Here is a 13,357-nt window from a genome sequence, read left to right as displayed (position 1 = left end):
GAGGTTGCATGGGACACGTATTCCGCACCGAAGAGCAGCAGGCTGCCGTCGATGGACTGAAACGCTTCCTTGACGCCGAGATCGATCCGGTCTTCAGCAAGCAATACCGCGACAAGTTCGTGCCGCGCGACAAGATGGCCGGCATCATGCGCCAACTGACGGAGTTCGGGCTGGTGTCGGGCATCGCGAGCGAAGCCAACGGCGGCATGGGCCTGGATTGGCTGACTTCGCTGATGCTGTTCGAGGAAGTAGCAACCACCTCGGCCGACCTGTCGGTGCCGGTGCTGATCAACTCGTTCGGCGTGGTGCTGCTCGAGAAGATCGCGCCGCCGCATTTGCGTGAACGCTACCTGCCCGGCCTCTTGCGCGGAGACAGTTTCGTCTCGATGGGGATTTCCGAACCCGATGTCGGCTCCAACGTATTGGAGATCAGGACGCGCGCGCGCCGCGAGGGCGACCATTTCATCATCAACGGCGAAAAAACCTGGATCAGCAATGGCGAATACTCGGACTTCCTGATCTGCACCTGCCGCACCAGCGACGACCCGCGCAAGGGGTTGACCCATTTTCTGCTCGACCGCAAGGAGCATCCCTACGAAGTACGCGGTATCCATAAGATCGGACTCAACAGCCAGTCCACCGCACAAATCTTCCTGTCCGACGTACGCGTGCCGGCCTCCAACATGATCGGCAACGAAGGCGAGGGGCTGCGCAACACGCTCTCGCTGTTCGAAAGGTCGCGTGTATTCGTCGCCGCCCAGGGACTGGGTATCGCCCGACGCGCGCTCGAAGAAGCGATTCGTTATGCCAAGGAGCGTCGCCAGCACGGCAAGGTCATCGCGGGCCACCAATTGATCGCGGCCATGCTGGCCGAAATGGCTACCCAAGTGGACGCCGCACGCCTGTTGACCTACCGCGCGGCGTCGATGATCGAAGCCGGCGTGCCGGCCGAGATGGAAGCGGCGATGACCAAGTACTTCGCCTGCGAAGCAGCCGTGAAAATCGCCCGCCAAGCCGTGCAGATCCACGGCGGCAACGGCGTCACGACCGAATTCCTCGTCGAGAAGCTCGCGCGCGAGGCGATCGTCACGCCGATTCCGGAAGGCACGACCCAGATGCAGCAACTCATTATCGGCCGCGCCTTGACCGGCGTGCCGGCGTTCTAAGGGGCTGAGGCTAGGCATGGCGACGAAGCCAGTACGGGTGGTACGGCAAGGAGCCACTGCGATGTCACGGCGGTTTTCGCAACAGTCTCTAACCCATATCCATAGGACACATCATGCGTATTGAAGGAAAAGTCATCGTCATTACCGGCGGCGCATCGGGCCTCGGCCTCGCCACGGCACGCTACCTAGTACAGGAGAAAGGCGCACGCGTCGCCATCTTCGATTTGAACCCCGAGGCCGGCGCCAAGGCGGTCGAGAATGTCGGGGCCGAACACGCCATGTTCGTGCAAACCGACGTCAGCAACGAGGAATCGGTGCAGAACGCGTTGGCCGCCGTGGTTGCTCGCTTCGGCGCGATTCACGTCTGCATCAATTGCGCCGCGCTGCCCACGCCGTGCAAGGTGCTGGGCAAGGAAGGCAAGGCCACGCCGCTGGCCAAATTCGCGCAGGTGACGGCAGTCAACGTCAACGGCGTGTTCAACGTCATGTCCAAATGCGCCGAGCAGATGGTCAGGAACGAACCGGAAGCTGGCGAGGAGCGGGGCGTGGTCATCAACATCTCGTCGGGTGCGGCCTACGAGGCGCAGATCGGTCAAGTCGCCTACGCCGCCTCCAAGGCGGCGCTGCTGGGCATGAACATGCCGGCGGCGCGCGAACTCGGCGACGTCGGCATTCGTGTCAACGCCATTGCGCCCGGCCTGTTCCTGACACCGATGGTGCGGACGCTTGACGAAAAGATTGTCGCTGCGTTGAAGGCGCAGATCGAGGCCCCGAGGCGCCTCGGCGAGATGCGCGAGTTCGCGCACTGCTGCGCCTTCATCATCGAAAACGCCTACCTCAACGCGCACACCATTCGCCTGGACGCGGCATCACGCCTGCGCGCGCGCTAAACGCGCTTCGCCGTCGACAGGGTGCCCTTCCTCCAACGAAGAGGGAGGGCAAAAGAACAAAGGAGACCATTCCATGAAAATGAACTTTTGCCGTGCAATGCGCCTGATGACGCTGCGCTTTCGCGACCGGCAAGCGATCGTCAATGTGGAGCGCGGCCGCAGCTACAGCTTCCACGACTACCACCTATTGACCAACCGCATCGCCGATGTGCTGCGCAATGCGCTCGGGGTCGGCAAAGGCGACAAGTTTCTGCTTATCCTGGAAAACGACAACCTGAGCCTGATGATGCTGCCGACCGTCCTCAAGCAGGAAGGCACGGTGGTCATGACCAACCTGCGCGACGCTCCGGAAGAGCATGCGCGTCAGATTGAACTGGTCAAGCCGAAGGTCGTATTTATTGAAACGTGCCTGCTCGATGACTACTACGCAGTGTTGCGTGCGGCCGGCTGCGAGATCGTCGTCATGGACAATCCGACGCCGGAACAGGCCTCGCGCCCCGGCGTGCGCGAGTTCTGGAGCCTGGTCAACGCTGCCTCCGAACTCGATGCCGACGTGGAGCTTGACGACGACGAGCACATCTTCATGTTGCGCTTCACCGGCGGCACGACTGGCCAGGGCAAATGCGCGATGTACTCGATCGACAATCTGATGGCTTGCCGCGACGGCGGCTTCTGCAACCCGGATTTCGGCTTCAATGGCCACGCACGCATGTTGCACGTGGCGCCGCTCTCGCATGGCACGATGGTCGCTTTCGTACCGACTTTCTATGCCGGCGGCGCCAACCTTACGCTCAATCAGCTCGATCTCGAGCAATGGCGGAAAACGGTCGAACAGCAGCGCGTTACCCATTCCTTCCTGGTGCCAACCGTGCTGTACCGTCTGCTCGAATTGCAGCGCGCCAACCCACGCGATTTCTCTTCACTGAACACCCTAATCTACGGCGCCGCACCGATGAGTCCCGCCAAGCTCGAAGACCTGATCACGTGCTTCGGCCCTATCTTCGCGCAAGTCTACGCCGCCACCGAAGTCCCGATGTTCGTGTCGGCGCTTGACAAGGCCGAGCACGCGACCGCGCATACGACTGGCGGCGGCATCAAGCGCCTGTCTTCGGCTGGCCGGCCGACACCGGGCGTCGAAGTTTATGTAACCGATGAGCGGGGCAAACCGCTGCCAACCGGCCAATGCGGCGAAATCCGTATCCGCAGCCGAGCCGTCATCAAGGGGTATTACAACAATTCGGAAACGACGGCCGCCGAGTTCTCCGACGGGGCGTGGAAGTCGGGCGACCTCGGCTACATCGATGAGGACGGCTATCTGTACATCGTCGACCGATTGAAAGACATGATCATCAGCGGCGGCTTCAACATCTATGCGATCGAAGTTGAAGCGGCGCTGGCCTCCCACCCAGCCGTCATGATGTCCGCTGTGGTCGGCATCCCGCATCCAGAGTGGGGTGAGGCCGTGCATGCGGAAGTCCTACTGCGTCCCGGCGCCTCGGTCGAGGTCGCCGAGCTTATCGTGCACGCCAAGGAAAAGCTTGGCAGCTACAAGGCCCCGAAGTCGATAGTGTTCGTCGAGCAATTGCCGACCTCGGTGGTCGGCAAGGTGTTGCGGCGCGCGGTCAAGGAAAAGTACTGGCAAAACATGCAGCGCAAGGTCAGCTAGGCAGCTCCGCACACGGTCTGTGGACGGGGAAGCAGCCGACCGTCCGCTCAGGCCGAACTTGAGACACTGACCAACCTTCACCAGATGGCCAAAACGGGTCGAGTTCTGCCGGATGACGCCTGGTCGCCAACCAGTCGGGCCAATCGGACGCCTCCCGGCCAGTTGCGGACGTTCGTCGCAACGGTAATATCACCCGCCTCAAGTTGAACCACATCAATCTAGGATGTTCCAGATGCGACTAGCGAGCTATCTTGGCGAAAATCTGAAAAGCGACTCCGTCATAGAGGTACTGGAGCACTTTGACATGGAGGTCGTCTATGACTTCGACCGCCTGCATGAAAACACCCCGGATGCCTACAGTTCGGCGGCGGAGTCGGCTGGCTTTGAATTCCGCTTCGACGATCGGCAGGTTCTCTGCACGATCTGGTGCTACATCCGACCCTACTCAGGGTTTTCTGCAATCGATCAAGATGTCATCGGTGCTTCGTGCTTCCGCGACTTTGCCGAAGCCAAATCCCACGCCGCGAAAACCGGTACAAAAACGTCGCAGTCGAAGGACGGTGCCGGATGGATTCGATTTGAGTACGACAACGTGTGGATTCACTATCAGTTCTCGGAGGGTGAGTTGACGCGCGTGACGTTGATGCTCCAGTAGGAAAAGATGCGGATATGGTCGCACTCAGATCCTCGACAGCATGCACCGTGAATAGTCCTACACAAAGTGACGAGCCTATGCGACGACTCGCTGGCCTCGGCGGGCCGTTGTCATTTGATGGGGGGCGGAAACACCGCGCTCGCTTAAACTAGTGGCTCCGCAGAAGTCTGATGACCCAGATCATGTTCCGAGCATCTATGCCTAGGGTATTCGAACTGCTCGATCTTATCGAGCACCCACTGGCCCCGAGCGCATATTTTCCCGATTTTGAAACTGGCCGTGACCCAAGAGATAGATTCCGAAGAGCCGCCTGGCTTGCTCGTGAACGTGAGTTCCAGCGGCTCGACGCCGAGTCGTGGAAGGCATTGAAGAGCGAGGCGCGCGCCTACCTGACACGGCATGATCCCAATGGACGCGGATGGCAGCAGTTAATCGATGTTTTGAATCAGGCGCGTGCCCACAACTATCTCGTTGAGCTCGGCTGCTCTGGCGTGCGGTTCGTGCCACGAGGCACAAAGGAAACACCAGACCTCGAAGGGACGTTGGACACACGGAAGGTATTGTGCGAGGTCAAAACCATCAATATCTCCGAGCAGGAGGCGAATCGCCGTAATTCGGGTCAGGGCGGTTACATATCGAACTCGCTCAATGATCAGTTCCTGAAGAAGCTAAAGAGCACGCTAGGCAAGGCCAAAAGCCAAATGGAGGTCTATGACGTCGGTGGAAATGCGCGGCGCATCGCCTTCCTGATCATCAACTTCGATGACAGCTTCGCCGAATATAAGGCCGACTACTATAGTCAGATAGACCAGCATCTTGCCTCTGAACCCGTCGAGGGCGTCGACGTCGTCTTCTACAACCAGCAAACCGCGTTTCATGTCGACGTGTCTATGCGAAGCGCCTTGGTGGTCAATGAGGCGAGCTGGCCGGAAATTGGGTCAGAGTAACTCGCTTGCCAAACACCGGGGGGCATCAATGGACCGAGCGGATGGCCGTTGTACCTTGAAAACTGCTACCGCGGATACAACGGGCCGACCGGCAGTCATGGGTCGGCTCCGGAAGCTCACCCATCAACTTGGCCGCAGCGATCACAGCCCGCCGCGACTTTCCGTGGTCGGCCAGTTAGAGCCAGTCGTCGCAGAACTCCCAATGTTCGCGCCAGCCGAACTTCGGCCGTTGGTGGCCGCAAAACCTAAGATCGGGGGAGTGCAGCGTTATGTGAACACCGACATTGCCATCCACAGAGCCATCTCAGCGTCGTCGACGTTGACGCAGCAAGCGTCAGGTCTTCGCGCTCGCATGTGGCGAGCCAGCCAGCCCGTCGAGCTACCTTGGTCGCGCAGCAGATTGAATTCAAAGTTGAAACCGGATTGCCGCCGACAAACCTCGTGCACTCACCCACCGAACACAAATCTTCAGGAAAAACAAACACCTAAGAATCGTGGAATGCTTTTTGCGTGCACCGGCATGATGTTCGTTCCCTTGTCGTCGCATCCGTGGTGATCAACATGCAGCTCGCGCGTCTCATCATCGCTTTCGTCTGCCTTGCCTTTTCCGCCTGCCAGTCGACGCCTCCTGACGTTGCCCGGACATGGAGCCTGCCGCCAGGCGTCAAGGTGTTGCGGGTCAATGGCTATGACATGGCGTATGTTGAACGTGGCTCCGGTGTTCCAGTTGTCCTGATTCATGGCGCCTTGGTGGACTACCGCTTCTATGCTGCGCAAATGGAGCCGTTCTCGGCCAACTATCGCGTGATCTCGGTGAGCCTGAGGCATTACTACCCGGAGCATTGGGACGGCAATGGGAACGATTTTTCATACCAGCAGCATGCTGCGGACGTCGCGGCATTCATTAAGGCACTGAATGCCGGGCCCGTGCATCTGGTCGGACACTCAAGGGGCGGGACCATCGCAATGTACGTAGCCAGCGCGCATCCCGAGCTGATTCGCAGCCTGGTCATTGCCGAAGGTGGACTTGGCGTCAGTCCGTTCATGCCAACGGGCCCGAAATACGCAGAGGAAACGAAGGCAACCGCCCTGCTATACAAGCGCATGGTGGAACAGTTCAATCAGGGCGACATGGAGGGAGGCTTCTCGATGTTTGCCGCCGCAGTAAATGGCCCCCGAGCCTGGGAAGAAAAGTATCCGGAGACAATCAAGCAGTCATATCGTGACAACGCCTGGACGGTCAAGGGTAGCTCCAACGACACTGCCTCTTACACGTGCGTCGATGCAAGCAAGATCTCAGCTCCCACGCTTCTGCTAGGGGCCGAGCAAAGCGCCACCATCTTTCACATCATCTTGGACAAGATCACGGCCTGCATGAAGACGATGCCGGAGCGCAAGCAGGTCGAGCATTCCGCACATAGCATGCCAAGACTCAATCCGGCCGGGTTCAATCAGGCGGTGTTGAGCTTCCTGGCAGCGCACTGACGGTTCGTTTTCGCCAAAGCCGTCGCTTTGTAGAACGCGCGACGTGGCTTCCGGTCAGGCGTGCAGATGCTTTTGGCGCGCCGTGTGGGCTGCGCTGTCCGCGCATTCCACCGGCTTCCATGAAAGTGTTTCTTCGCTGAAACGATCCGACCGCTCCGCGTCTTCCTGTCGTCGGCCTCGTGGCCGGCGAGACGCTGTGCATCAGCGTGGTGACGCCCAGCGTGGTGCCCGCCAACAAGCTCCTCTCGCTCGCGTTTGCCGATGCCGCCGGCAACCTGATCGGTGAAGGGGGACGTCGTTTCCGCTCACCAGCGACACCGATCTACTCGCTTGCACTCCCCGGCTCAGGCAGCGGCACGCGCGCGCCGGTGCAGCCGCTGGTGGCGATTGGGGATACAGGCAGGGTCAACGGCTTGAACACTGGCGACTCAGGAGGTATCAGAGGGATCGCGGTGACTGCTGAGCTGATCGACAAACTGACCCACCGGCCGCGGGCCACCTACGTGTGGACATGCCCACGGACTTCGATGCGCGAATGTCTGCTCTTCCGGGAGTGGACATTGCGGCATTGGTGCTTCGAACGTCGGCAACGGGTCGGCAGCAGCCGGTCAGTTGGCGGCCACGGTCGTTCTCGTCAGCCAAAATCCCGCCTTGGCTGGCCGTGCACGCAGCGCGATGGACCCCACCGCCGAACCCACATCGAGCGCCGCCTTGTTTTGCCTCCACTTCTTCAACTCTCACCCTTGCGGTGCTTCTCGTTCATTCTCCGGTAGTACCCAATAATGCCGGGTTCAAGCGCGTTATCTTGAATCCAGCCAAGCGCCTGCGTCATCGAGTCGGCCTGGTCGTCGTGCCGCCCGGTCGGGAAGACCGTGAGCTCGTAGACGAACTCCGCGAGCCACGGCGCGCTGCGTGGGATAAGCACCTTTCCCGTCTCGAACAGGCACGTAATGCGGTGGAAGCGCACCACCTTGTCGCCCTTGGGCTTGCAGGCCGTGACCGTCATGACGCCGTGGGTGGGGAGTTCCTGAATGAGCTGCGTGCCGCTCGACTGGTCTTCCACCAGGACGTAGTCCGGACGATGTTGCTCCACCAACTGGATTGCGGCCCTCCGCAGGTCTGGGAAATCCAGCTTGGCCCGATAGACCTCCAGCAGGTAGATCTTGTCGCCCTTGACGCCCCAGGTTGTGCAGACCGAGTAGTCGGCCAGCTGCGTGGCTTTGGCCGCCGTATCCCAGCTTTGCACGATGTGGTCGAACGACTCGGGCCGCTCGTGCGCCTCGTAGTACTGGAGCCAGGCTGTCTTCAAGAGCCCGCCCCCGCGCGGCGCTGGCAATTGCTGGTATTGCGCCGCAAAGTGATACTCACCCTGAGCCGTCCGGATCTGGTCCAGGGTCGCGATCGATTCTCGCTCCGGATGCAGTGCCTCGCCCTCCTGCCGTTTAAACGTGCGGTGGCCAAGAGGCGTGTCGATCCGGAATTCCTCGTCCGTATCGGCGATGGCCGGCAGCCGCAGCACCTCCCAACCATGCTGCTGCAGCACGTGGCCGACCAGGTCGTCCTCGTGCAGTCGCTGCATGATGATCAGCACGCCGCCCGTCGCCTTGTTGTTCAGGCGCGAGATCATCGTGCCGTCATACCATTCGTTGACGTGGTTGCGCAGCGTGTCGGACATCGCGTCTTCGGGCTTGAGCGGATCGTCGATGATCACGAAGTCGCCTCCTTTGCCGGTCAAGGTGCCACCAACCGAGGTTGCCAAGCGCATGCCCTGTAGGGTGGTAAAGAACTCAGCGGTCGCCGGCCGACTTGTACTGAGCTGGGTGGCCGGAAACAGGTGCCGATAGAGCGACGACTGCATCAGCTTGAGGCAGGCACGTGCGTGGAAGTCCGCCAGATCCTGCGAGTAGCTTGCACAGATAATGCGCTTGGTCGGGTCCTGGCCCAGCAGCCACGCTATGAGGCTCACGCTCGCGCAATGCGACTTGAGGCTGCGGGGCGGCAACATGATCACCAGGCGCGTGGTCTTGCCTTGCGCAAACGCGGTCAACCGGGCGGCGAGCACATCGATGTGCCAGTTGTGCAGATATGACGTCCCGGGGTTGAGTTCCACAAACGCCGCAGCAATGAAGCTGGCGAAGTCGTGTCGCATCAGCCGGGTCAGGTCGGCCTGTGAAAGGCGGGGAGGGTGGAGCGTCATGGTCAGTTCTCCTGTTCGGGCGGTTCCTGAAGACCGGCCACGCGTGCAAACAGCGCTTTGGTCAACGTGCGTTCAAGTTCCGGGTCGAGAGGGGTCTCGGTAGTGGTAGCGTTGGCTTCAGCCGTCTCAGCCTGGGTGATCAGCGGTAGCAGGAGGCGCAGGGCGGCCAGATCGCCAGCCGCCGAGCGGTTCGCCAACTGCCGGCAGATCACGGTGCGTTTGGTCAGGCGCTTGCGCTTACCGTGTTCTGTGACGGTCACGGTCTCGTTCAGTGCGGCGTGCAGCTCGGTGGCCAAGTTGCGGCGACCCTTGGGACGGCCTCGCGGGTTGCCCGACTCGCCTTTGCGGAACTGGGTCGCCTTCGGTGGCTTGCCGAAGCCGACCTCATAGGCGGCCGACCCCGGCGCCGAGGAGCCTTCTTTGGTTCGCTTGGTCATGACTTACCTCCCTATACCCGGCGCGGATTTCCCGGTCGATGTCGTTCTGCGTCGCTTGCGCTCGCGTGCGGCGAACGTCTGGCCGCTGGCGACGTGGATTGCCGCCTCGCCCGTATCACGTTGCCAACGGCGGATGACGACATCCACGTAGCGTGGGTCCAGTTCCATCCCGCGACAGCGGCGGCCGACGCGCTGGCAGGCCATCAACGTGGTGCCGCTACCCAGGAACGGATCCAGCACTACGTCGCCGCGCACCGAAGCATCCAGAATCGCGTCGGCCACCAGCCGGATCGGCTTGACGGTGGGGTGCAGCGCCAGCAGATCATCTTCCTCCCCCTTGCGATCGCTCATGATGCTGGGGTACTGCCAGACGTTGGAGCGGTCCCGGCCGTGGCGGCCCAGCTCGATGTTGTTGCGGTGGCGGCCTGTGCCGTGCTTGAACACGAACACCAGTTCGTGCTTGCTGCGGTACAGGCTGCCCATGCCGGCCCGGTCTTTGACCCACACCGCGAGGTTCTTGAGGGTGTAGTGGCGCTCGGCGGTGGTCAGCAACTCGTGGGCGTGCCGCCAATCCATGCATAGGTAGTGGAGGGCTCCGTCGACGCTGTATGCCGTCATCTGTCCCACGGCAGTGGTCAGGAAGGTCTGGAATTCCGCCGTGGTCATTTCACCTGCTGCCATGGCAAATTCCCGGTGGCGGATCTTGCCCTTGCCGCCGACAAAGCCGTCGATCGCGACGTTGTAGGGCGGATCGGAGAAGACCATGGTGGCCTTGCCGCCGCCCATGAGGTCCCGGTACGAGGGCTCCTCCAGTGCGTTTCCACACAGGATGCGGTGTTCACCCAACTGCCACAGATCGCCGGGAGCCGAGATTGCGCGCTCCTCAAGAAGCGGCAATTGGTCGGCGGGATCGGCCGCTTCGGCCACTCCCGTCAATCCCTCGATTCGCAGGTCGATCTCGCCCATGGAGAAGCCGGTGGCCTCGATGCTGAAATTGAGATCAACGGCCGCCAACTCCTGCAGTTGCTCGGCAAGAAGCTGGTCATTCCAGGTGGCAAGCTCTGTCAGGCGGTTGTCGGCGATCTGGAAGGCACGGGCTTGCTGGGGTGTCAGGTGCTCCAGGCGAATGGTAGGCACCAGCTTGAGACCAAGTTCCTTGGCTGCCTGCAGGCGGGCATGGCCGGCCAAGACGCGATCGTCAGCGTCGATCAGGATCGGGACGTTGAAGCCGAAGGCCTGGATGCTATGGGTTAGGTGCCGGAGTTGGCGCGGGTTGTGCATCCGCGCGTTGCGAGGATCGGGGCGCAGTGCCTCGGCTGGCCGACAGGTGATATCGAGGCGATGCGGTTTGCCGTTCCCGGGCAGGGGTGCTTTCGTGCCCATGGTTCGATGCCCTCCTTGCGTTGCAAACTGGATCTGAGTGCAGTCTGCATAACGACAAAAGGAAGATCGAGGGCAAAGACCGAGGGAGTTCTTGCCCCCAGTCGGGCGGGCTTTACTCGATAGGGCGCAACTCGATCAGAGTGTTGGGCGGGATCGAGAGCGACTTGCTCTGGTACAGCGTGTCGGCATAGAGCTGCGCCATGTGGAGAACATGGCGCAACAGATGGGGGTAGATCATCAGGTGGCCGAAATAGATTCTTTCGCCGTGAGTTTTCTCAACCTCGCGGATCGTGACATCCAGGGCGGCCGCCAAGTGAATCACGGGTAGGCTCGGCCGCCAAACGCGCTTTTCCACATCGGCTGGATCGGCGTCGGGTAGATCGATCGAGGCCAACTTTGATAGCTCATTCAGCGACAGCCGTGCGATGCTGGCGGGCGGGGGCGGCGCTTCGCCAACGATCTCCTGCAAATAAGGAATCGCCATCTTCGCAGCGATCATGCGGTCACGTAGACGGCGCTGGAATTGGCGCAGACTTCGAGCGACCTGCTTGGGTTCAACGAACGCATAGTAGGGCTTAATCATCTGCGGCGTGTTGGCCCATGCGTCATCCAGTTCCGTCGATGCTCGTAGATGGAGATGGCACAGGGACTGATGCAGGCGTGCCCAGACGCCACCATCCACGTTGGGCTCAGGGTGTGCCAACAGTGTCAAGAGCATTGCGCCGCATTCGTACGGCTCCTCGCGGGTGAAATCGCAAGCGAATTGCCGTGGAGCTGTTGATTTGCACCGAATCCTGACCCACCCGAGGTAGGTTTTTGCATCGAATGTTGACCCACGTATAGAACACTGTCCCGCTCGGCAACGAGCGGGAGATCGGAGTGATCGACGTGGCCATACTGAGCATCATTCGACGCTGGCATCTTCGCGACCAGATCCCGCTGCGCGAGATCGCCAGACGCCTGGGCATCTCCAGGAACACGGTCAGGCGCTATCTGCGCGCTGACACCACGGCACCGGCCTATCCTGCACGGCAGAGCCCGAGCAAGCTCGACGGCCATGCCGCCAAGCTCTCCGCCTGGCTCAAGACCGAGGCCAACAAGCCACGCAAGCAACGGCGCACACTCAAGCAGATTCACGCCGATCTGTGTGCACTGGGCTTCACCGGCTCCTACGATCGCGTTGCTGCATTCGCTCGCCGCTGGCGTCAGGAGCAACAGGAGCAAGCCCGTACGTCGGGACGCGGCACCTTTGTCCCGCTGCGCTTCGCAGAAGGTGAGGCCTTTCAGTTCGACTGGAGCGAGGACTGGGCGGTCATCGCCGGCGAGCGCACCAAGCTGCAGGTGGCCCAGTTCAAGCTGAGCCACAGCCGCGCCTTCTTCCTGCGCGCGTATTTGCTGCAGACCCACGAGATGCTGTTCGATGCCCATCACCACGCCTTTGTGGCCTGGGGCGGTATCCCGCGTCGCGGCATCTACGACAACATGAAGACCGCCGTGGATCGGGTGCGCCAGGGCAAGCTGCGTGACGTCAATCTGCGCTTCAGCACCATGGTCAGCCACTACCTGTTCGACGCCGAGTTCTGTAACCCGGCCTCGGGATGGGAGAAGGGGCAGATAGAGAAGAACGTGCAGGACAGCCGTCACCGCATCTGGCAACGCATCCCTGCATTCGGCTCTCTCGCCGCGCTCAATGACTGGCTGGCCGACCAGTGTGTGCGCCTATGGCAGCAGACCCGCCATCCGGAATTGGACATGACCCTCTGGGAAGCCTGGTCGCTGGAGCGGCCGCACCTGATGCCGGTGGGCCAGCCGTTCGATGGCTTTGTGGAGCACACCAAACGCGTCTCACCAACTTGCCTGGTGACCTTCGAGCGCAACCGCTACAGCGTGCCGGCCTCGTTTGCCAACCGGCCCATCAGCCTACGCGTCTATGCCAATCGGCTCGTGTTCGTGGCCGAAGGCCAGAGGATTGCCGAGCACGTGCGGCACATCGACCGCAGCCATCATCCGGGGCGCACGATCTATGACTGGCACCACTACCTTGCGGTGCTCCAGCGTAAGCCCGGTGCACTGCGTAACGGTGCCCCGTTTGCCGAACTGCCCGAGGGCTTCCGGCGTCTGCAATCCACACTGCTCAAGCGACCCGGCGGTGATCGCGAGATGGTCGAGATCCTCGCGCTGGTGCTGTTGCACGACGAGCAGGCCGTGCTCACTGCGGTGGAGCTCGCACTGGAGGCGGGTGCACCGTCCAAGCAAACCATCCTGAACATCCTCAGCCGCCTCCTGGAAGGCGAACCCGTAGCACCGATCACTTCACCACAGGCGCTGGCGCTGCACGTCGAACCGCAGGCGAACGTCGGCCGCTATGACCGACTGCGCAACCGGGAGGTGCATCATGCAGCATGAAGCCATGGTGGAGATGCTGAAGTCATTGAAGCTGCACGGCATGGCACAAGCGCTGGGAGACTTGGCGGCACAGGACTCGCCGGCCTACCAGTCGGCCGTGGCCATCCTGTCGCGTCTGCTCAAGG

Annotated in this window: 11 protein-coding genes and 1 pseudogene; 8 read left to right on the top strand and 4 right to left on the bottom strand. The window is 61.3% G+C overall.

The window, feature by feature from the left end:
* Nucleotides 1–8: 8 nt before the first annotated feature.
* The 6 genes from QZ609_RS09255 (at nucleotide 9) to QZ609_RS09230 (ending at nucleotide 6,809) form a co-directional block, all read left to right on the top strand.
* Entirely contained in the window at nucleotides 9–1,166 is a 1,158-nt protein-coding gene (locus tag QZ609_RS09255) for an acyl-CoA dehydrogenase family protein (protein ID WP_295493621.1), read from the top strand.
* Between the two features lie 113 nt (nucleotides 1,167–1,279).
* Nucleotides 1,280–2,056 (top strand): SDR family NAD(P)-dependent oxidoreductase, encoded by a 777-nt coding sequence (locus tag QZ609_RS09250; RefSeq protein WP_295493619.1) that lies wholly within the window; start codon nucleotides 1,280–1,282, stop codon nucleotides 2,054–2,056.
* 73 nt (nucleotides 2,057–2,129) lie between these two features.
* Nucleotides 2,130–3,722: an AMP-binding protein gene (locus QZ609_RS09245; RefSeq protein ID WP_295493616.1), complete on the top strand. Its 1,593-nt coding sequence runs from the start codon at nucleotides 2,130–2,132 to the stop codon at nucleotides 3,720–3,722.
* 304 nt (nucleotides 3,723–4,026) lie between these two features.
* Nucleotides 4,027–4,377 (top strand): hypothetical protein, encoded by a 351-nt coding sequence (locus QZ609_RS09240; RefSeq protein ID WP_295493614.1) that lies wholly within the window; start codon nucleotides 4,027–4,029, stop codon nucleotides 4,375–4,377.
* A gap of 170 nt (nucleotides 4,378–4,547) precedes the next feature.
* Nucleotides 4,548–5,324, top strand: coding sequence for a hypothetical protein (locus QZ609_RS09235; RefSeq protein WP_295493612.1), 777 nt, complete (start codon nucleotides 4,548–4,550; stop codon nucleotides 5,322–5,324).
* A gap of 561 nt (nucleotides 5,325–5,885) precedes the next feature.
* Nucleotides 5,886–6,809 (top strand): alpha/beta hydrolase, encoded by a 924-nt coding sequence (locus QZ609_RS09230; RefSeq protein WP_295493609.1) that lies wholly within the window; start codon nucleotides 5,886–5,888, stop codon nucleotides 6,807–6,809.
* 730 nt (nucleotides 6,810–7,539) lie between these two features.
* Here QZ609_RS09230 and terL read toward each other — a convergent pair.
* From terL to QZ609_RS09210, 4 genes are all read right to left on the bottom strand, one after another.
* A complete protein-coding gene (terL, locus tag QZ609_RS09225; protein WP_295493606.1) occupies nucleotides 7,540–9,006 on the bottom strand; it encodes a phage terminase large subunit in 1,467 nt (488 codons plus the stop codon).
* 2 nt (nucleotides 9,007–9,008) lie between these two features.
* On the bottom strand, nucleotides 9,009–9,443 hold the full coding sequence (locus QZ609_RS09220; protein ID WP_295493604.1) for a DUF5681 domain-containing protein: 435 nt from the start codon (nucleotides 9,441–9,443) through the stop codon (nucleotides 9,009–9,011).
* A gap of 3 nt (nucleotides 9,444–9,446) precedes the next feature.
* Nucleotides 9,447–10,826, bottom strand: a complete 1,380-nt coding sequence (locus tag QZ609_RS09215; protein ID WP_295493601.1) for a site-specific DNA-methyltransferase — start codon at nucleotides 10,824–10,826, stop codon at nucleotides 9,447–9,449.
* A gap of 112 nt (nucleotides 10,827–10,938) precedes the next feature.
* A complete protein-coding gene (locus QZ609_RS09210; protein WP_295493598.1) occupies nucleotides 10,939–11,544 on the bottom strand; it encodes a hypothetical protein in 606 nt (201 codons plus the stop codon).
* Nucleotides 11,545–11,705: 161 nt separating this feature from the next.
* On the opposite strand from QZ609_RS09210, the gene istA reads away from it, so the two are divergent.
* Together istA and QZ609_RS09200 are read left to right on the top strand one after the other, a co-directional pair.
* Nucleotides 11,706–13,232 (top strand): IS21 family transposase, encoded by a 1,527-nt coding sequence (gene istA / locus QZ609_RS09205; protein WP_295493595.1) that lies wholly within the window; start codon nucleotides 11,706–11,708, stop codon nucleotides 13,230–13,232.
* A pseudogene (locus tag QZ609_RS09200) lies at nucleotides 13,222–13,357 on the top strand (ATP-binding protein); the annotation flags it as partial. The gene istA and the pseudogene QZ609_RS09200, both read left to right, overlap by 11 nt.

This window comes from uncultured Ralstonia sp. (assembly GCA_913056305.1).
Taxonomy (GTDB): Bacteria; Pseudomonadota; Gammaproteobacteria; order Burkholderiales; family Burkholderiaceae; genus Ralstonia.
This window is presented reverse-complemented; position numbering and strand designations above follow the sequence as displayed.

Excerpts from the sequence above, each read along its gene's own strand:
- QZ609_RS09255 (WP_295493621.1), top strand. The coding sequence starts at position 9 with ATGGGACACGTATTCCGCACCGAAGAGCAGCAGGCTGCCGTCGATGGA.
- QZ609_RS09250 (WP_295493619.1), top strand. The coding sequence starts at position 1,280 with ATGCGTATTGAAGGAAAAGTCATCGTCATTACCGGCGGCGCATCGGGC.
- QZ609_RS09245 (WP_295493616.1), top strand. The coding sequence starts at position 2,130 with ATGAAAATGAACTTTTGCCGTGCAATGCGCCTGATGACGCTGCGCTTT.
- QZ609_RS09240 (WP_295493614.1), top strand. The coding sequence starts at position 4,027 with ATGGAGGTCGTCTATGACTTCGACCGCCTGCATGAAAACACCCCGGAT.
- QZ609_RS09235 (WP_295493612.1), top strand. The coding sequence starts at position 4,548 with ATGACCCAGATCATGTTCCGAGCATCTATGCCTAGGGTATTCGAACTG.
- QZ609_RS09230 (WP_295493609.1), top strand. The coding sequence starts at position 5,886 with ATGCAGCTCGCGCGTCTCATCATCGCTTTCGTCTGCCTTGCCTTTTCC.
- terL (WP_295493606.1), bottom strand. The coding sequence starts at position 9,006 with ATGACGCTCCACCCTCCCCGCCTTTCACAGGCCGACCTGACCCGGCTG.
- QZ609_RS09220 (WP_295493604.1), bottom strand. The coding sequence starts at position 9,443 with ATGACCAAGCGAACCAAAGAAGGCTCCTCGGCGCCGGGGTCGGCCGCC.
- QZ609_RS09215 (WP_295493601.1), bottom strand. The coding sequence starts at position 10,826 with ATGGGCACGAAAGCACCCCTGCCCGGGAACGGCAAACCGCATCGCCTC.
- QZ609_RS09210 (WP_295493598.1), bottom strand. The coding sequence starts at position 11,544 with ATGCTCTTGACACTGTTGGCACACCCTGAGCCCAACGTGGATGGTGGC.